This is a genomic window from Mixta tenebrionis, from assembly GCF_006517625.1.
Lineage (GTDB): Bacteria > Pseudomonadota > Gammaproteobacteria > Enterobacterales > Enterobacteriaceae > Mixta > Mixta tenebrionis.
Genome location: NZ_VHQI01000001.1, coordinates 467,004 through 486,005, shown reverse-complemented (window position 1 = coordinate 486,005; position 19,002 = coordinate 467,004). Strand labels below are relative to the sequence as shown.

The 19,002-nt window shown below is 57.4% G+C and carries 14 protein-coding genes; 5 read left to right on the top strand and 9 right to left on the bottom strand.

Annotation, left to right across the window (positions count from 1 at the left end):
• Nucleotides 1-131 precede the first annotated feature (131 nt).
• The 3 genes from ompF to pncB all read right to left on the bottom strand — a co-directional run bounded on the left by ompF (nt 132) and on the right by pncB (nt 4,371).
• A complete protein-coding gene (gene ompF / locus FKM52_RS02245; RefSeq protein ID WP_280115549.1) occupies nt 132-1,253 on the bottom strand; it encodes a porin OmpF in 1,122 nt (373 codons plus the stop codon).
• A 301-nt stretch (nt 1,254-1,554) separates the two neighbouring features.
• On the bottom strand, nt 1,555-2,955 hold the full coding sequence (gene asnS / locus FKM52_RS02240; protein ID WP_141174558.1) for an asparagine--tRNA ligase: 1,401 nt from the start codon (nt 2,953-2,955) through the stop codon (nt 1,555-1,557).
• 195 nt (nt 2,956-3,150) lie between these two features.
• Nucleotides 3,151-4,371: a nicotinate phosphoribosyltransferase gene (pncB, locus tag FKM52_RS02235; protein ID WP_141174557.1), complete on the bottom strand. Its 1,221-nt coding sequence runs from the start codon at nt 4,369-4,371 to the stop codon at nt 3,151-3,153.
• A gap of 236 nt (nt 4,372-4,607) precedes the next feature.
• Between pncB and pepN the strand changes: the two genes are divergently transcribed.
• A complete protein-coding gene (gene pepN, locus FKM52_RS02230) occupies nt 4,608-7,223 on the top strand; it encodes an aminopeptidase N (protein ID WP_141174556.1) in 2,616 nt (871 codons plus the stop codon).
• Between the two features lie 246 nt (nt 7,224-7,469).
• Here the strand turns inward: pepN and ssuB are convergent, their stop codons facing one another.
• From ssuB to ssuE, 5 genes are read right to left on the bottom strand one after another with little or no spacing between them, the layout of a single operon-like run.
• The gene (gene ssuB / locus FKM52_RS02225) at nt 7,470-8,249 is read right to left on the bottom strand and encodes an aliphatic sulfonates ABC transporter ATP-binding protein (protein ID WP_141174555.1); all 780 of its coding nucleotides are present in this window, start codon (nt 8,247-8,249) and stop codon (nt 7,470-7,472) included.
• Nucleotides 8,246-9,037, bottom strand: a complete 792-nt coding sequence (gene ssuC, locus FKM52_RS02220; protein ID WP_141174554.1) for an aliphatic sulfonate ABC transporter permease SsuC — start codon at nt 9,035-9,037, stop codon at nt 8,246-8,248. The genes ssuB and ssuC overlap by 4 nt, the downstream gene beginning before the upstream one ends.
• An 11-nt stretch (nt 9,038-9,048) precedes the next feature.
• Nucleotides 9,049-10,194 (bottom strand): FMNH2-dependent alkanesulfonate monooxygenase, encoded by a 1,146-nt coding sequence (gene ssuD / locus FKM52_RS02215; protein WP_141174553.1) that lies wholly within the window; start codon nt 10,192-10,194, stop codon nt 9,049-9,051.
• Between the two features lie 12 nt (nt 10,195-10,206).
• The gene (locus FKM52_RS02210; protein ID WP_141174552.1) at nt 10,207-11,157 is read right to left on the bottom strand and encodes a sulfonate ABC transporter substrate-binding protein; all 951 of its coding nucleotides are present in this window, start codon (nt 11,155-11,157) and stop codon (nt 10,207-10,209) included.
• A 10-nt stretch (nt 11,158-11,167) separates the two neighbouring features.
• Entirely contained in the window at nt 11,168-11,719 is a 552-nt protein-coding gene (gene ssuE, locus FKM52_RS02205) for an NADPH-dependent FMN reductase (protein ID WP_141174551.1), read from the bottom strand.
• 244 nt (nt 11,720-11,963) lie between these two features.
• Between ssuE and pyrD the strand changes: the two genes are divergently transcribed.
• Together pyrD and FKM52_RS02195 are read left to right on the top strand one after the other, a co-directional pair.
• A complete protein-coding gene (gene pyrD, locus FKM52_RS02200; RefSeq protein ID WP_141174550.1) occupies nt 11,964-12,974 on the top strand; it encodes a quinone-dependent dihydroorotate dehydrogenase in 1,011 nt (336 codons plus the stop codon).
• Nucleotides 12,975-13,173: 199 nt separating this feature from the next.
• Nucleotides 13,174-13,719 carry a cell division protein ZapC gene (locus FKM52_RS02195; protein WP_141174549.1) on the top strand — a complete coding sequence of 182 codons (546 nt, stop codon included), beginning with the start codon at nt 13,174-13,176 and terminating at the stop codon, nt 13,717-13,719.
• A gap of 12 nt (nt 13,720-13,731) precedes the next feature.
• On the opposite strand, the gene FKM52_RS02190 is transcribed toward FKM52_RS02195, so the two are convergent.
• On the bottom strand, nt 13,732-14,841 hold the full coding sequence (locus FKM52_RS02190; RefSeq protein ID WP_141174548.1) for a YcbX family protein: 1,110 nt from the start codon (nt 14,839-14,841) through the stop codon (nt 13,732-13,734).
• Nucleotides 14,842-14,965: 124 nt separating this feature from the next.
• Between FKM52_RS02190 and rlmKL the strand changes: the two genes are divergently transcribed.
• Both rlmKL and FKM52_RS02180 read left to right on the top strand, forming a co-directional pair.
• Nucleotides 14,966-17,077: a bifunctional 23S rRNA (guanine(2069)-N(7))-methyltransferase RlmK/23S rRNA (guanine(2445)-N(2))-methyltransferase RlmL gene (rlmKL, locus tag FKM52_RS02185; protein WP_141174547.1), complete on the top strand. Its 2,112-nt coding sequence runs from the start codon at nt 14,966-14,968 to the stop codon at nt 17,075-17,077.
• A gap of 6 nt (nt 17,078-17,083) precedes the next feature.
• Nucleotides 17,084-18,994 carry an ABC transporter ATP-binding protein gene (locus tag FKM52_RS02180; protein WP_141174546.1) on the top strand — a complete coding sequence of 637 codons (1,911 nt, stop codon included), beginning with the start codon at nt 17,084-17,086 and terminating at the stop codon, nt 18,992-18,994.
• The last annotated feature ends 8 nt before the right edge of the window (nt 18,995-19,002 follow it).

The window sequence follows — 19,002 nt, the reverse complement described above, 5'->3', positions numbered from 1 at the left end:
AGATTAAATGCCAACCGTTTGCGAGAAAAAGTAAGGGGTAAATTCAGCTTTAAAACAGAAGAAATAAAAACGGGGCCAGAGGCCCCGTTATTTATGCCGGGCGGAGTCAACGCGCCCGTTATTACGCTAACTTAGAACTGGTAAACCAGGCCCAGTGCAACGGTGTCGCCAGAGCCGAGGCCCAGACGGTTGTTGTCATCAATCTGGTTGATGATGTAGTCAACGTAGGTGGACATGTTTTTGTTGAAGTAGTAGGTTGCGCCCACTTCAAAGTATTTAACCAGATCCACATCGCCGATGCCTTCAACATCTTTCGCTTTGGACTGTACGTATGCCACGGACGGACGCAGACCGAAGTCGAACTGATACTGCGCAACCAGTTCCAGCTGCTGAGTTTTGTTCGCGAAGCCAACGTTACCGGAAGTCAGGTTACCGGAAGTTTTGTCTTCAATGAAGGTTGCGTTGCGAGCTTCGCTATACATTGCCGCCAGGTAGATATTGTTGGCGTCGTATTTCACCGCTGCAGCCCACTGCTCAGCACGCTCACCGCCATTACCGAAGTAAGAGTTCTGCTGGCCGTTGGTACGGTCGCCAGAACCGTAGCCAGCGGCGAAGCCGAGGCCGATCGGTGAGGTATAGGTGGTAGAGATTGCGTAGCCGTCGCCGTTAGCCTGCTGAATGCCGCGGCTGTTAGCGTTTACGCCATCGTCGTTTTTACCCTGATACTGTAACGCGAAGTTCCAGCCTTCAACCAGGCCGAAGAAGTCGGTATTACGGTAGGTTGCCAGGCCATTGCTGCGGCCTACGAAGAAGTTATCTGAGTAAGCGGAATCGCCACCGAATTCCGGCAGCATATCGGTCCAGCCCATTGCATCGTAAACGACGCCATAGTTACGGCCGTAATCAAATGAACCGTAGTTAGCGAATTTCAGACCGGCAAAGCCCAGACGGGTTTTGTTGCCTTCCTGAACGTCGTTGCCGCCTTCAGAGCGGTTAGCCTGTACGTTGTATTCCCACTGGCCGTAACCGGTCAGCTGGTCGTTAATCTGAGTTTCGCCTTTAAAACCGAAGCGAACATAGCTCTTATCGCCATCGCTGGCGTAGCCGTCGTTATCAGAGAAGTAATGCAGACCTACAGCTTTGCCGTACAGGTCCAGTTTGTTGCCGTTTTTATTATAGATTTCGGCCGCATTTGCTGCTCCGGCAGCTAACAGAGCGGGGATAACCACTGCCAGAATATTGCGCTTCATCATTTTTTATTACCCTCATCGGAGTTATTTGGACACCTGCCACTGCCGTCAAGAATTCTTTACAAAATACCTGATCAGAGTTTGGTGTCTTCCTGTGTCTGCTGGCATCTTTCCATTCACAGCCAGGTAATTCTACCCCGAAAATGCTACTAAACCCTAATAGTAGTTTCAAGAAGAAAATATGTATTACAAAATGTAAAAATCAGGGAACTTTGTGAGAGAACTCAAAATTTAAAAAAATAAAAAAAGGCTGACGTAGTCAGCCTTTGTAGATATATGAATTTCTTATATTTAATGTCGAATTTTAGAAAGTGGCGTTGCGAGGCGTGCGCGGGAAGGGGATTACGTCCCTGACATTCTGTACGCCGGTAACATAGGCGATTAAACGTTCAAACCCTAAGCCGAAACCAGAATGCGGCACGGTGCCGTAACGGCGCAGGTCACGATACCACCAGTAATCTTCTTTATTGAGGCCCATTTCATTCAGGCGCTGATCCAGCACCTCAAGGCGCTCCTCACGCTGCGATCCGCCGATGATTTCGCCGATGCCGGGCGCGAGAACATCCATCGCCGCCACGGTTTTACCGTCGTCGTTAAGACGCATGTAAAACGCTTTAATATCTTTCGGATAGTTTTTGACCACCACCGGCGCCTGGAAATGTTTCTCCGCCAGGTAGCGTTCATGTTCGGAAGAGAGATCGATGCCCCATGTCACCGGGTTTTCGAAGTTCTGGCCGCTGGCCAGCAGAATGTCGATCGCGTCGGTATAATCTACCTGGGCAAAATCGGCCGTAACAAATTTTTCCAGGCGAGTAATCGCTTCTTTGTCTACGCGTTCGGCAAAGAACGCCATATCGTCCGCACGCTCTTCCAGCACGGCCTTAAAGACATACTTCAGCATCGCTTCCGCCAGATTGGCGGCATCATCCAGCGAGGCGAAGGCGATCTCCGGCTCCAGCATCCAGAATTCCGCCAGGTGGCGGCTGGTATTAGAGTTTTCCGCGCGGAAAGTCGGGCCGAAAGTATAGATTTTCGACAGGGCGCAGGCGTAGGTTTCGCCGTTCAGCTGACCCGATACCGTCAGGAACGCCTCTCTGCCGAAGAAATCTTCATTAAAATCCACTTTGCCCTGCGCATCGCGCGGCAGGTTTTCCAGATCCAACGTAGATACGCGGAACATCTCGCCGGCGCCTTCGGTATCGGAGGCGGTAATTAGCGGGGTGGAAACCCAGAAATAGCCGTTTTCATGGAAAAAGCGGTGCAGCGCCTGAGCCAGCGTATGGCGAACGCGCGCGACGGCGCCGATCAGGTTGGTGCGCGGACGCAGATGGGCGACCTCACGCAGATATTCGATGCTGTGACGTTTTGCCGCCATCGGATAGGTATCGGGATCTTCCACCCAGCCTACCACTTCAATTGCCGTCGCCTGAATCTCAAAACTCTGTCCCTGACCCGGAGATTCAACCACTTTGCCCGTGACAATAACGGAACAACCGGTAGTTAAACGCAGCACTTCGCTCTGGTAATTAGGCAGAGAATTATTGACGACAGCCTGAACGGGATTAAAGCAGGAGCCGTCATACACGGCGACAAAGGAAATACCGGCTTTTGAATCTCTTCGGGTACGCACCCAACCGCGTACGGTGACATCGCTGCCTACCGCAACCTGGCCGAGCAGTACGTCCGCTACAGGCACTACGCTCATAAAGTTCTCTCTTTATTAGTTCGAAAATAAACGGGTTAACCCCGAAAGCAGGGCTAATCTATGTTACTTGCCGTCCGTCAGGACACAAGCAGAAATCATCGACAGGGCGGAGTTTTGTTGTTATTTCGCGAATTATGCGATCGGAGCGAGGGGCAGTCGCGCCAGCACAGCGAAAAATCGTGCCGGCGCGACGGGTTAGCTGGCTTTTTTTACCAGCGGCAAATCGAAGGCTTTACGGAGGGCGCGGACAAAGGCTTTGTCCTGACAAATAGTTTTTCCCGGACTGTCAGAAAGCTTGGCTACCGGCTTGCCGTTGCACTCCACCAGCTTAATGACAATGTTCAGCGGCTTAACCTGAGGGATATCACAAGTTAAACGGGTGCCGATGCCGAACACAACATTGGTACGCTGACCAAAGTGCCGGTAAAGGTCGATAGCTTTGTTGAAATCAAGATTATCGGAGAAGACCAGCGTTTTGCTTTGCGGATCGATCGCCAGCTTTTGATAGTGCGCCAGCGCTTTTTCGCCCCATTCCACCGGATCGCCGGAGTCATGACGCAGCCCCTGATAACGGTTGGCGAAGCCAGGGCCGAAATCGCGCAGAAAGGCATCCATAGTGATGCAGTCGGTCAGGGCGATGCCCAGCTTATCGTCATACTCATCCAGCCAGGCCTGCAGCGCCGCGCGCTGGCTGTTGGCGAGCACCGGACTGATTTGCTGGTGCGCCTGAAACCACTCATGCGCTTGGGTGCCGACCGGCGTGATGGCTAACCGGCGGGCGATATCGTAGTTGCTCGACCCCACCAGCCACGGGAAATCGCTTTGCAGGGTGCTGACGATGGCGAACTGTACGTCGCGGGAGAAGCGGCGTCGGGTGCCGAAATCCATCAGGCTGAAGCGGGTAAGATCGAGCCCCTGGGTGCGCTCCCTGAAATCGCTGATTTTCTCCTGCAGGCGTTCAACCGCCATTGCCGGCGTCGCCTGCGGCGAGCGGTGGCGGTGAACCACTTCGCTGATCAGCGCCAGCAGCGGTACTTCCCACATAATCACTTCGCGCCACGGGCCGCTGATGCGGATATCCAGCTTGCCGCCATGGTTGCGGACCCGCACCTGGTCAGGGTTATAGCGAAACGTTTTCAGCCAGTCGAGATAATCCTGCTTAAAGAAAGGACGGCTCGCCAGATAAGCATACTCCTCTGCGTTCAGCGCCAGATGCTGCATGTGAGCAATCTCAGCGCGAATCTCATCGGCATAGATACCTAACAGATCGTCGCCCCGGCAACGGAACTCTGCGGTAACGGTCACGTTGCGATAGCGATGAAAAACAGCCTGCTGCATATGAAGCTTATAAGCATCGGTATCAAGCATCGTGGTTAAAATTGGGGAAGCGTATCGTGTCATGGTGCGTTTCAGCATCCTCTCGCGCGGGGCGTTTCCGTGGGTGTAAACAGATCTTCAGGACGAAAAGTATAACCTGCTAACAGATTAATAGAAGCCGATCACAGCATAAAACCGGGGCAAAGGTCGAGGATAAATACAGGGCGGCGAAAGGTATGTAGCATTAACTGCGAAAAGCGCCGTTCCGACGTGGCAAGCAGGACGCAACCAGAATAGACTTAGCGGTTAAACCATTGTAGACGCGAGAAGAATGTATGACGCAACAGCCGCAAGTGAAGTACCGCCATGACTACCGTGCGCCCGATTACACCATTACCGATATCGATCTGACCTTTAATCTCGACGCCGGCACGACGCGGGTGACGGCGGTGAGCAAAGTAAAACGCCTTGGTGACGCTCAGGCCGCGCTGCGTCTTGATGGCGGCGATTTAACGCTGGTTTCGCTGCTGGTGGATGAACGTCCGTGGCAGGATTATCAGCTGGAAGAGGGCGCGCTGCTGCTCAACAATTTGCCGGAAAATTTTACGCTGACGATCGTCAATGATATTCATCCCGACGCTAATACCGCGCTGGAAGGGCTTTATCAGTCCGGCGATGCGCTCTGCACCCAGTGCGAGGCGGAAGGTTTTCGTCATATTACCTGGTATCTGGACCGCCCCGACGTGCTGGCCCGCTTTACCACGACGCTGATCGCCGATCGCGCGCGCTATCCGTTCCTGCTCTCTAACGGCAACCGTATCGACGCCGGAGAGACGGATGACGGACGCCACTGGATCAAGTGGCAGGATCCGTTCCCGAAACCCTGCTATCTGTTTGCGCTGGTGGCCGGCGATTTCGACGTGCTGCGCGATAGCTTCACCACCCGCTCCGGGCGTAACGTGGCGCTGGAAATCTATGTCGACCGCGGCAATCTCGATCGGGCCGACTGGGCGATGACCTCGCTGAAAAACAGTATGAAGTGGGACGAAGAGCGCTTCGGCCTGGAATACGATCTCGACATCTTTATGATCGTCGCGGTGGATTTCTTCAATATGGGCGCGATGGAGAATAAAGGTTTAAATATCTTTAACTCTAAATATGTGCTGGCGAAGGCGGAAACCGCCACCGATAAAGATTATCTCGGTATTGAAGCGGTTATCGGCCACGAATATTTTCATAACTGGACCGGCAACCGCGTAACCTGTCGCGACTGGTTCCAGCTCAGTCTGAAAGAAGGACTGACGGTATTCCGCGATCAGGAGTTCAGTTCCGATCTCGGCTCGCGTGCGGTTAACCGCATCGATAACGTGCGCGTTATGCGCGGCGCGCAGTTTGCGGAAGATGCCAGCCCGATGGCCCACCCGATCCGTCCCGATCGCGTTATCGAGATGAATAACTTTTATACCCTGACGGTATATGAGAAGGGATCGGAAGTGATCCGCATGATGCATACGCTGCTGGGCGAAGAAAATTTCCAGAAGGGGATGCAGCTTTATTTCCAGCGTCATGACGGCAGCGCCGCTACCTGCGACGATTTCGTGCAGGCGATGGAGGATGCCTCGCATATCGATTTAACCCAGTTCCGCCGCTGGTACAGCCAGTCCGGCACGCCGGTGCTGACGGTACGCGACGACTATAATCCGGAGCTGGCGCAGTATACTCTGCACGTTACCCAGTTTACGCCGCCTACCGCCGATCAGCATGAAAAGCTGCCGCTGCATATCCCGCTTGATATTGAACTCTATGACGATAAAGGCGAACCGATTGCGCTGCAGCACAACGGCCAGCCGGTGCATCATGTGCTGAACGTGACGGAAGAGTTCCAGACCTTTATTTTCGATAATGTGCCCCAGCAGCCGGTGCCGTCGCTGCTGCGCGAGTTTTCCGCGCCGGTCAAGCTTGACTACAGCTGGAGCGATGCGCAGCTGACTTTCCTGATGCGCCATGCGCGCAACGATTTTTCGCGCTGGGATGCGGCGCAAAGCCTGCTGGCTACCCATATTAAGCTTAACGTGGCGCGCTATCAGCAGGGGCAGCCGCTGTCGCTGCCGCTGCATGTGGCCGATGCGTTCCGCGCGGTGCTGCTGGATGAGCACAGCGATCCGGCGCTGATGGCGCTGATCCTGACCCTGCCGGGCGAGAACGAGATTGCCGCCCTGTTTGATATTATCGATCCGGAAGCCAATGCCGCCGTGCGTGACGCATTAATGCGCACCCTCGCGGTGGAGCTGGCTGACGAGTGGCTGGCGGTTTATCGCGCTTATCAGACGCCGACGTACCGCGTTGAGCATAGCGATATCGGCAAACGCGCGTTGAAAAACGTCTGTCTGAGCTATCTGGCGTTGGGCGATGCGGAGCAGGCCAGCCGCCTGGTGCAGGCGCAATATCAGCAGGCGAATAATATGACCGATGCGCTGGCGGCGCTGACGGCGGCGGTCATGGCGCAGCTGGATTGCCGCGATGAGATGCTGCGCGCCTGGGATGAGCGCTGGCATCAGGATGGGCTGGTGATGGATAAGTGGTTTACGCTACAGGCCACCAGTCCGGCGCCGGACGTGCTGACGCGCGTGCGCGAACTGCTCCAGCATCGCTCCTTCAGCATGAGCAACCCGAACCGTATCCGTTCATTAATCGGCGCTTTCGCCTCGGCGAACCCGGCGGCTTTCCATGCGAAAGATGGCAGCGGCTACCGTTTCCTGGTGGAGATGCTGACCGATCTTAACCGCCGTAACCCACAGGTTGCGGCACGGATGATCGAGCCGCTGATCCGCCTGAAACGCTATGATGCCGATCGCCAGCGGATGATGCGCGAGGCGCTGGAAGAGTTACAGGGGCTGGAAAAACTCTCTGGCGATCTGTATGAAAAAATCAGTAAGGCATTAAGCGCCTGAGGAAGGAATCTTTAGCCGGTAATCTGCGGATAAAGGTTGATTGATTTGTTAATCTAAAAAACGATAACTTATCGACGAAAAGCCAGAGGTTGTCGCCTCTGGCTTTATTCTTTCCTGCATTCTGCATTCTGCATTCTGCATTCTGCATTCTGCATTCTGCATTCTGCATTCTGCATTCTGCATTCTGCATTCTGCATTCTGCATCCCGCATCCCGCATCCCGCATCCTGCGTTCTGTATTCGGCGTTCAGCGTTCGGCGTAACGCACCGTCGGCGCCGGCGCGCGCCGCATCACTCGTTCCAGCACCTGCTCCTCCAGCCCCGCCAGCCGGGCAGAGCCGCGACGGCGCGGGCGCGGCAGATCGATAGTCAAATCCAGCCCGATACGTCCATCCTCAATCAGCAGCACCCGATCGGCCAGCGCGACGGCTTCACTGACATCATGCGTAACCAGCAGCACGGTAAAATTTTGCTGCTGCCAGATCTCCTCAACCAGCGCCTGCATCTCTATACGCGTCAGCGCATCCAGTGCGCCCAGCGGTTCGTCCAGCAGCAGCAGGCCGGGGCGGTGGATCAGGGCGCGCGCCAGCGCCACTCGCTGCCGCTGGCCGCCGGAGAGCGCGGCGGGCCACTCTCCGGCGCGATCGGCCAGCTTCACCGCTTCCAGCGCCTGCATGGCAGCGGCGCGCCAGTCGCCGCGTAAACCCAGGCCCACATTATCGATTACCCGCTTCCACGGCAGCAGGCGCGCGTCCTGAAACATCAGGCGCGTCTCTTCCTGCGCGCTGGCAAGCGGCGCCTGCCCGGCCAACAGCTCCCCTTCGCTGGCCGCTTCCAGTCCGGCCAGCAGGCGCAGCAGGGTGCTTTTGCCGCAGCCGCTGCGTCCTACCACCGCCACAAACTGGCCGGAAGGGATGTGTAAATCGATGCCCTGCAGGATGGCGCGATCGCCAAAGCGCTTACCGACATTCTGTAGCCCAACGGGCGTGCCGGCGTTAAGACGCGACGGCGCTGCAACAGCGTTCATATTACGGCCTCCTTCAGTTGATAAGCGGGATGCCAGCGCAGCCATAGCCGCTCCAGCAGTACGGCGCTGATGTCCGCCAGCTTGCCCAGCAGCGCATAGAGGACGATAGCGACGACGACGATATCGGTCTGTAAAAACTCGCGCGCGTTCATCGCCAGATAGCCAATACCAGAATTAGCGGAGATGGTTTCCGCCACGATCAGCGTCAGCCACATCAGGCCAAGCGCAAAACGCACGCCCACCATAATTGAGGGCAGGGCGCCCGGCAGCATCACCTGGCTAAACAGCCGCCAGCCGGAAAGGCCGTAGCTGCGCGCCATCTCCACCAGACCGCGATCGACATTGCGGATGCCGTGAAAGGTATTGAGATAGATGGGAAACAGCGTGCCAAGCGCCACCAGGAAAATTTTTGCCGATTCGTCAATGCCGAACCATAAAATCACCAGCGGAATCAGCGCCAGATGTGGGATGTTGCGCAGCATCTGCACCGAGGTATCGAGCAGGCGTTCGCCCCAGTGCGATGCGCCGGCCAGCAGCCCAAGCGCCAGACCAAGCGTGCCGCCGATAATAAATCCGGTTAGCGCGCGCCAGCTGCTGATAGCGAGATGCTGCCACAGTTCGCCGCTGGCGCTGAGACGCCAGAAAGTCAACACCACGCTTTGCGGCGCGGGCAGAATACGCGTTGAAAGCCATCCGCTTTGCGACGCGATTTGCCACAGCGCCAGCAGCAGCAGCGGCAGCAGCCAGGGCACCAGCGGATGGCGCGAACTGAATTTGCCTTTGCTCATGATGCGTATCCTCAGCTTTGCGAAACTTTTTGCGGCGCGAAATCATTCGCCACCGCTTCGCCATGCGCCGGTATGCGGCGCGGCGCGGGCACGTCAGGCACCACCAAATCGAGGTGAGGGAATAGCAGTTCGCCGACCCGATAAGCTTCTTCCAGATGGGGATAACCGGAAAGAATAAAAGTCTCGATGCCGAGATCGGCGTACTCCTGCATCCGCGCCGCTATCGTCGGGCCATCGCCAACCAGCGCCGTACCGGCGCCGCCACGCACCAGGCCGACGCCGGCCCAGAGGTTAGGGCCGATCTCCAGCCGATCGCGGCGCCCGTTATGCAAGGCCGCCATACGCTGCTGACCGACAGAATCGGTACGCGCCAGCGTCGCCTGCGCTTTGGCGATAGTGGCGTCATCAAGGTGGGCGATAAGTCGATCGGCGGCCTGCCAGGCTTCCGCATTGGTTTCGCGTACGATAACGTGCAGGCGAATACCGAAACGTACCCGGCGCCCCTGCGCCGCTGCTTTAGCGCGCACCTGTTCAATTTTCTCTTTGACCTGGGCTGGCGGTTCGCCCCAGGTAAGATAGACATCTACCTGTTCTGCCGCTAAATCCTGCGCCACCGGCGATGAGCCGCCGAACCAGAGCGGCGGACGCGGCTGCTGTACCGGTTTAAACATCAGCCGCGCGCCGCGCACCTGCAGATAGTCGCCCTGATAATCGACGGTTTCCCCTTCCAGTACGCGCCGCCAGATGCGGGTAAACTCGGCGGATTCCGCATAGCGCTCGGTGTGATCGAGGAAGACGCCGTCGCCCGCCAGCTCTTCCGGATCGCCGCCGGTCACCAGGTTAAACAGCGCGCGACCGTTGGAGAGCCGATCCAGCGTCGCGGCCTGACGCGCTGCCTGGGTCGGCGAGATCACGCCGGGGCGTAGCGCCACCAGAAAACGCAGCCGCTGGGTAACCGGAATCAGCGAGGCGGCAACCAGCCAGGCGTCTTCGCAGGAACGTCCGGTAGGGATCAGCACGCCGCCGAATCCCAGCCGATCCGCCGCCTGAGCAATCTGTTGCAGATAAGCGTGGTCAACCGGGCGGGCGCCTTCCACCGTGCCGAGATAGTGACCGTCGCCGTGGGTGGGTAAAAACCAGAAAACGGATAGTGCCATGATATTCTCCTTTCACTGTACGGTTGCGCCGTGCCAGATATGGCGGGTGACGTCGAGCTTCACGGGAAGCAGATGATTTTGGTAAAACAGATCGGCGGTGCGCTGCTGCGCCTGTACCGTTTGCGCGCTGACCGACGTAATGCGCGTCGGCGGGCGGTGATCGAGATAGCTGGCGATGACGGTTTCAGGCAGCCCCATGCTTTGCGCCAGCAGTCGGATGCTTTCGGCACGCTGGCTCTGCGTCAGGGCGTCCGCCTGGCTGAAAATATCGAGCACCGACTGAATAAATGCGCCGTGCGCTTCGGCATAGCTGCGGCTGGCCAGGTAGAAAGATCCGGTGAGACTCAGCGCGCTGCCGTCGGTCAGCACCCGCACGTTGCCCTGTTGCAGAGCGGCGGAATAGTAGGGATCCCAGATCGCCCAGGCATCGACATTGCCCTGCTGGAAAGCGGCGCGCGCGTCGGCGGGCGTCAGCCAGATCGGCTGGATATCCTGAAACTGTAAGCCCGCTTTTTGCAGCGCGCGCAGCAGCAGGTTGTGGGCGCTGGAGCCTTTTTGCAGCGCCACCTTATGGCCTTTTAAATCCGCTACCGTTTTGATCGGGCTGTTCGCCGCCACCAGAATAACCTCCGCCTGCGGCTTGGGCGGTTCGGCGCCGACATAGAGCAGATCGGCGCCGGCGGCCTGCGCGAACAGCGGCGGAATATCGCCGGTGCTGCCCAGATCGATACTGCCTACGTTGAGCGCCTCCAGCATCTGCGGCCCGGCGGGAAACTCTACCCAGCGAATTTGCGTACTGGGGTAGCGTTGCTCCAGCAGGCGGTGCGTTTTAGCCAGCACCATGCTGACGGAACCTTTTTGGTAGCCGATACGGATGGCGTCAGGCGGAGCGGAGTGGGCGGCTGCGCTGAAGCCGAGCAGCGCCAGCAGGGCAGCGGTAAGCTGACGAGAGAAAAGAGACATGGGCTGCTCCTTATACTGCCCGTGCCAGGCGAGTTTCACGCTGGCGCAGGGCATAGCAGAAGGTGGTCAGGGCGTCATTTAACCGCTCGTTCAGCAGGGCGCCGATCTCAGGATGCCGATCGTAGTGGCTGATTTGGCTGTCTTCGGCAAAGACGCCGTGCAGCACTTCCTGCGCCTTCAGCGCGCTCAGCACCGGCTTCAGCGCGTAGTCCACCGCCAGCATATGCGCCAGGGTGCCGCCGGTAGCCAGCGGCAGCACTACTTTATGTTCCAGCGCGCGCTCCGGCAGCAGATCGAGCAGGGTTTTCAGCGCGCCGGAAAAAGAAGCTTTATAAACCGGCGTGGCGACAATAAGTCCGTCGGCCGCCGCTAAATCGCCTTTCAGCGCCAGCAGCGCCGGCGAATCGAAGCGCGCATAGAGCAGCTCCTCCGGTGGGAAGTTATGAATGTTCCAGGGGATCACTTCGATGCCACAGCCTTCCAGCGTCTGCTGGCACAGCGTTAACAGCGCCGTAGATCGGGAAGGAAATCGGGGGCTTCCTGCCAGAGTAATTACGCGCATCGTCACTCCTTATAACCTAAGGTTATTATTAGTGGTGTATTGAGAACTAATGGCTTTATAGTGGCAGAGCGGAAGGCGTCGATTAAATGATTTATCCGGCAATAAAAAGCTAATTTTGCGCTAAAGCAGGGCGCCGGGCGGCAATCTCAGATTTACTGGCGCCGGGATTTAACATTTCTGGCTTTTTACCGCCGTTATGCCAGATAATATCGCCCCGTTTGCCATCGGGAATTCAGGAGAGCCCATGTTTTACCCTTTCGCACGTAAAGCCTTGTTTCGTCTTGACGCAGAACATGCCCATGAACTGACGCTGCAGCAGCTGCGTCGTATCAGCGGTACGCCGCTGGAAGGATTGATTCGCCAGCGCCTGGCGGCGCGTCCGGTAACCTGTATGGGGTTAACTTTTAAAAATGCGCTTGGCCTGGCGGCCGGAATGGATAAAAACGGCGACTGCATTGACGCCTTCGGCGCGATGGGCTTCGGTTTTATTGAGGTAGGAACGGTAACGCCGCGCCCGCAGCCGGGCAATGATAAGCCGCGTCTGTTTCGCCTGGTGGAGGCCGAAGGGATTATTAACCGCATGGGTTTTAATAATCTCGGCGTGGATCGGCTGGTGGAAAATGTGAAACGCGCCAGCTTTAACGGCGTGCTGGGCATTAATATCGGCAAAAATAAAGATACGCCGGTAGAGCAGGGAAAAGAGGACTATTTGACCTGCATGGAAAAGGTCTATCCGCTGGCCGGATATATCGCCGTTAATATTTCCTCGCCCAACACGCCAGGCTTGCGGACATTGCAATATGGTGAGGCGCTGGATGATTTGCTGATGGCAATAAAGGCGCAGCAGAAATTGCTGGAAAAGAAACATCTGAAATATGTGCCGGTGGCGGTAAAAATTGCGCCCGATCTTTCTGAAGAAGAGCTGGTACAGATTGCCGATAGCCTGGTTCGTCATCAGATTGACGGCGTGATCGCGACTAATACCACGCTCGATCGTTCGCTGGTGAGCGGCATGAAATTTAGCGAAGAGACAGGCGGCCTGAGCGGGAGACCGGTACAGCTGCGCAGCACTGAAGTGATCCGTCGTCTGGCGCAGGAGCTGCAGGGCAAATTACCGATTATCGGCGTGGGCGGCGTTGATTCTCTGATTGCCGCGCGCGAGAAAATAGCGGCAGGAGCCACGCTGGTACAAATCTACTCCGGCTTTATTTATAAAGGCCCCGGTTTGATCAAAGAGATTGTGACCCATCTCTGACCTTCCTGAAGAATCTGGCCGGGGGCTTTTAATCTGTTTCCGGCTGGTTTATATTTTGTACATTCTTTGTTCTCAAATGGAAAACTGTTATTTACGGCGTCGAATAGTTTCTGTTTCTGCCGTGGTTGATGAACAATATTTTGTTTCAGGTTGGCGATAACCTGAATTCCGGAACCCTCAACTTGTAGTAAGGCAAACCATGAGGATAAAACCTGACGACAACTGGCGTTGGTTTTTCGACGCAGAGCAGGATCGTATGATGCTCGACTTAGCGGATGGTATGCTGTTTCGCTCGCGTTTTTCCCGCAAAATGCTGACGCCGGACGCGTTTAACGACGCTGTATTCAGCGTTGACGATGCGGCGCAGTTCTATACCTGGCAGGAGAGCTGCCGCGAAGCGGCGCTCAGCGATGAACAGAGCGCCGAGCTGCTGCTCAACGCGCTGGTTGCTTACCGTTTCCTGAAGCCGCTGATGCCGAAAAGCTGGTATTTTCGCGTGCGTCAGCGTCACTGCTGGCAGCCGGGCGACAGCGATCTGGTTACGGTTACCCTTGACGAGAGCGGGGAAGAAGCCAGGCTGCTGGTAATTGAGGCGGGAGAAAGCGCGGCGCTGTGCGTGCTGGCGCAGCCCCAGCTGCAGCTGGCCGGTAAAACGATGATGCTCGGCGATGCGATTAAAATTATGCACGATCGCCTGCATCCCTGGCATGCCGAACAGGCGCAGCACTACGCCTGGGCCAGCTGAGCAAGCGCGGCGTCAGGCCAGTTCAATATCGCCGGCGGGAATGCAGCTGCAGCTCAGCACGGTGCCGTCGGCGCGCACGGCGTCCTGCTTCAGCGCCTTTACTTCGCCTGAGACCAGCCGCATTGCGCAGCTGCCGCACAGGCCCGCGCGACAGCTGTAGGGAATGCGATGGCCCTGCAGCTCCAGCTGTTCCAGAATAACCTGTTGATTATTTCCGCTAAACTGCTGGCCGCGGTAGCGGATGGTCACAGGGCTTTCCGCCGCCGCTGCTACTTCCAGCGTCTCTGCTGTCTTACCCGCGCCATACAGGCGCGGCGGCTGAGTTTGCAGTACCTCCAGCGTATCGCCGACCCGAATAATGCCGCTGTTGCGGGCGATCAAATTCATGCCAAAATCGACAGCGCCGCTGTTATCCAACGCGCTGCGAAAACCCTGTAAGGTTTTCAGCGGTTCGCCGGCAGGGTGCTTCTGCCCACGCTCCGGGCTGATGGTGGTAAAAATGCAGCGGCTGCAGGGCTTCGCGACCTCAAATTCCACCTCGCCAATGCGCAGGCGCGCCCAGCGATCTTCTTCCCAGGCTGCCGCGCCGGTAACCGCCAGGTTCGGGCGGAACTGCTCCAGCCGGATGCTTGCCGTACAGCGCTGCTGCAGATCGTGCAGCGAGGCTTCGTTAACCAGCAAAAATGGATAGCCGTCGGCAAAACCGAGCGGCACGTCAGGACGACGTTTTACCCGGCGCGTCATTTCCGGGCCGACCCAGCGCAGCTGAACCGGATGCGGGAAAAAGCCGCTCAGCCAGTCATTAATCGGCGGCGGCGCGATGCGGGCGGTAAAGTGATTGCCCCAGACTTCAGTCGCAGCCTGCTGCGGCTGAAAATCAGCGTAGCGCAGCGTCGCGCTGCTGCTGTCCGGCGCCTGCAGCCACAGCCCGTCCGGCAGCAGCGCCGGAATAAACTGCACCAGCTGCGGAAACTGGCGGGCGGTAATAAAGGTGCCGTTTTCGGTAGTCAGCATAAACAGACGATCGAAGGCCAGACCGCTCTCTCTCACCTGGGCGTGCGAAAGCTGTAATCCCCGCATCGATTTGATCGGATGAATAAACAGGCGTGACAGAACAATCATAAGGCTCTCCGAACTTAACTGCAGCCAGGGCAGGAATCTGCGTTTAAAAGGAAGCTAACTTTATGACATGCGGCGGCGATTAGCTATAATGCGCAACAATTTTCCCAATACTGTAAGTGATGATATGAATTCTCTGTTTGCCAGTACGGCGCGTGGGCTCGAAGAGCTGTTGAAGAGTGAGCTGGAAGCGCTGGGGGCGCAGGAGCTGCAGGTGGTGCAGGGCGGGGTACATTATCAGGGCGACGATCGCTTAATGTATCGCAGCCTGCTGTGGAGCCGTCTGGCGTCGCGTATCCTGCTGCCGTTGAGCGAATGCCCGGTCTACAGCGATCTCGATCTCTATCTTGGCGCCCAGGCCATCGACTGGACAAACCTGATTAGCGGCACCTTTGCCGTCCACTTTAGCGGCACCAATGAGGCGATCCGCAACAGCCAGTTCGGCGCGTTAAAAGTAAAAGATGCCATCGTCGACAGCTTTACCCGCAAAAACCTGCCGCGTCCGGATGTCGATCGTGAACAGCCGGACGTGCGCATTAATGTCTGGCTGAATAAAAATAGCGCCAGCATCGCGCTCGATCTGAGCGGAGAAGGCATGCACCAGCGCGGCTATCGTCAGCAGACGGGGCTGGCGCCGATGAAAGAGAATCTGGCGGCCGCTACGGTGCTGCGCTCCGGCTGGCAGCCGGGCACGCCGCTGCTCGATCCCATGTGCGGCTCCGGCACGCTGCTGATCGAGGCGGCGCTGATCGCCTGCGATCGCGCGCCGGGCCTGAACCGCCGGCAGTGGGGTTTCAGGGGCTGGAAAGCGCATCAGCCTGAGCTGTGGCGCGAACTGATCGATGAGGCGCAGGCCCGCGCCCGTCAGGGCGTGCAGCAGACCGCCTCACGTTTCTTTGGCTACGATAATGATGAACGCGTGCTGGAACGCGCGCGCGGCAACGCCCGTCGCGCCGGCGTGGCGGAGCTGTTTACCTTCGGCGTACAGGATGTGGCGCAGCTGAAAAATCCGCTGCCGCAGGGGCCGGTCGGCACCGTTATCAGCAACCCGCCCTATGGCGAACGTCTGGAGAGCGAACCGGCGCTGATCGCGTTGCACAGCCAGCTGGGGCGCGTCATGAAAAGTCAGTTTGGCGGCTGGCATCTCTCGCTGTTCAGCGCCTCGCCCGATCTGCTGAGCTGTTTGCAACTGCGCGCCGACCGCCAGTTCAAAGCGAAAAACGGCCCGCTGGAGTGCGTACAGAAAAACTATCAGCTGGCGGCGAGCAGCGGCGAAGGAATGCCCGCGCAGGTAGCGGAAGATTACGCCAACCGCCTGAAAAAAAATATGAAGAAGCTGGACAAATGGGCGCGTCAGGAGGGTATCGAATGTTATCGCCTGTATGACGCCGATCTGCCGGAATATAACGTTGCCGTCGATCGCTACGCCGACTGGGTGGTGATTCAGGAATATGCGCCGCCGAAAACCATCGATGCGCTTAAGGCGCGTCAGCGTCTGTTTGATGTGATCAGCGCCACGCTGACGGTACTGGAGCTGCCGACCAATCGTCTGGTGCTGAAAACGCGCGAAAAACAAAAGGGTAAAAGCCAGTACCAGAAGCTGGGCGAGAAAGGCGAATATTTCGAGGTAAGCGAATTTAATGCGCGCTTCTGGGTAAACCTGACCGACTACCTTGATACCGGTCTGTTTATCGATCACCGTCTGGCGCGGCGTATGCTGGGGCAGATGAGTAAAGGCAAGGATTTCCTCAATCTGTTCGCCTATACCGGCAGCGCCAGCGTGCATGCCGGGCTGGGCGGCGCGCGCTCCACCACCACGGTAGATATGTCGCGCACTTATCTGGAATGGGCGGAGCGCAATATGCGCTTAAACGGCCTGAGCGGACGCCAGCATCGCCTGATGCAGGCGGACTGTCTGAGCTGGCTGCGTGAAAGCCGCGAGCAGTTCGATCTGATCTTTATCGATCCGCCCACCTTCTCTAACTCAAAACGTATGGAAGAGAGCTTTGACGTACAGCGCGATCATCTGCAGCTGATGCGCGATCTGAAGCGCCTGCTGCGCGCGGGCGGCACCATTATGTTCTCTAACAACAAGCGCGGTTTTAAAATGGATCACGAAGGCCTGGCCGCTATCGGCCTGCGCGCCCAGGAGATCACCGCCAGGACGCAGTCGCTGGATTTTGCCCGCAACCGCCACATTCATAACTGCTGGCTGATTACCCACGCCGGTAAGGAATAACGCTGTATGTCACTAATTAGTATTCACAACGCTTATCTCTCGTTCAGCGATGCGCCGCTGCTCGATCACACCGAACTGCATATTGAAGAGAATGAGCGCGTCTGTCTGGTAGGGCGCAACGGCGCCGGTAAATCCACGTTGATGAAAATCATCAACGGCGAGCAGCCGCTGGACGATGGCCGCATTATCTTCGAGCAGGATCTGGTGGTGGCGCGTTTGCAGCAGGACCCGCCGCGTAATATCGCCGGTACGGTATATGACTTTGTCGCCGAAGGCGTGGCGGAGCAGGCGGAACATCTGAAGGCCTACCACGCCATTTCCCATGTGGTGATGAACGATCCGAGCGAAAAAAATCTTAATGAGATGGCGCGCCTGCAGGGCGTGCTGGATCACCATAATTTGTGGCAGCTGGAGTCGCGCATTAACGACGTGCTGCAGCAGATTGGCCTGGAGCCGGAAGTGGAGCTGTCGTCGCTCTCCGGCGGCTGGCTGCGTAAGGCGGCGCTGGGACGAGCGCTGGTCAGCAATCCGCGCGTGCTGCTGCTGGATGAACCGACCAACCACCTGGATATTGAAACCATCGACTGGCTGGAAACCTTTCTGAAAACCTTCCAGGGCAGCATCGTCTTTATCTCCCACGATCGCTCTTTTATCCGCAATATGGCGACGCGCATTGTCGATCTCGATCGCGGCAAGCTGGTTTCCTGGCCGGGCGACTATGATAAATACCTGACCGGCAAAGAAGAGGCGCTGCGCGTCGAAGAGATGCAGAACGCTGAATTTGACCGCAAGCTGGCGCAGGAAGAGGTCTGGATTCGCCAGGGCATCAAGGCGCGTCGTACCCGTAACGAAGGCCGCGTGCGCGCGCTGAAAGCGCTGCGTCGTGAACGCTCGGAGCGCCGCGAGGTAATGGGCAAGGCGCAGATGCAGGTCGAGGAGGCGTCCCGCTCCGGCAAGATCGTCTTTGAGCTGGAGAATGTCAGCTACAGCATCGGCGATCGCACGCTGGTCAGAGATTTCAGCGCTCAGGTACAGCGCGGCGATAAGATTGCGTTGATTGGGCCGAACGGCTGCGGTAAAACCACGCTGCTGAAGCTAATGCTGGGCCAGCTTAAGGCGGACAGCGGACGCGTACACAGCGGCAGCAAGCTGGAGGTAGCCTACTTCGATCAGCACCGCGCCATCCTCGATCCCGATCGTACGGTGATGGATAACCTCGCCGAAGGCAAACAGGAAGTAATGGTAAACGGCAAGCCGCGCCACGTGCTCGGCTATCTACAGGAGTTTCTGTTTCATCCGAAACGCGCCATGACGCCGGTACGCGCGCTTTCCGGCGGGGAGCGCAACCGTCTGCTGCTGGCGCGCCTGTTCCTGAAGCCCAGCAATCTGCTGATCCTCGATGAACCCACTAACGATCTGGATGTGGAAACGCTGGAGCTGCTGGAAGAGCTGATTGATGGCTATCAGGGCACCGTGCTGCTGGTCAGCCACGATCGACAGTTTGTAGATAATACCGTTACCGAATGCTGGATTTTTGAAGGCAACGGCAATATCGGCGCCTTTGTCGGCGGCTATCATGATGCTCAGCATCAGCGTGCCGCATCGCGTCAGAGCCGCGCCGCGCCGGTAAAAGCGTCGGCCCCGGTGGAGAAAGCGCCCAGAAACGAGGCGGTAAAACAGCCTGCTGCAAAGCTAAGCTATAAGTTACAGCGTGAGCTGGAACAGCTGCCGCAGCAGCTTGAGGCGCTGGAAGCGCAGATTGAGCAGCTGCAGGCGCAGATGGCGGACGCCAGTTTCTTCAGCCAGCCGCATGATAAAACGCAGCCGGTGCTGGATGCGCTGGCGCAAGCCGAGCAGCAGCTGGAAAGCGCTTTCGAACGCTGGGAATACCTTGAATCGCTGAAAAACGGCGCCTGAGAGCGGGA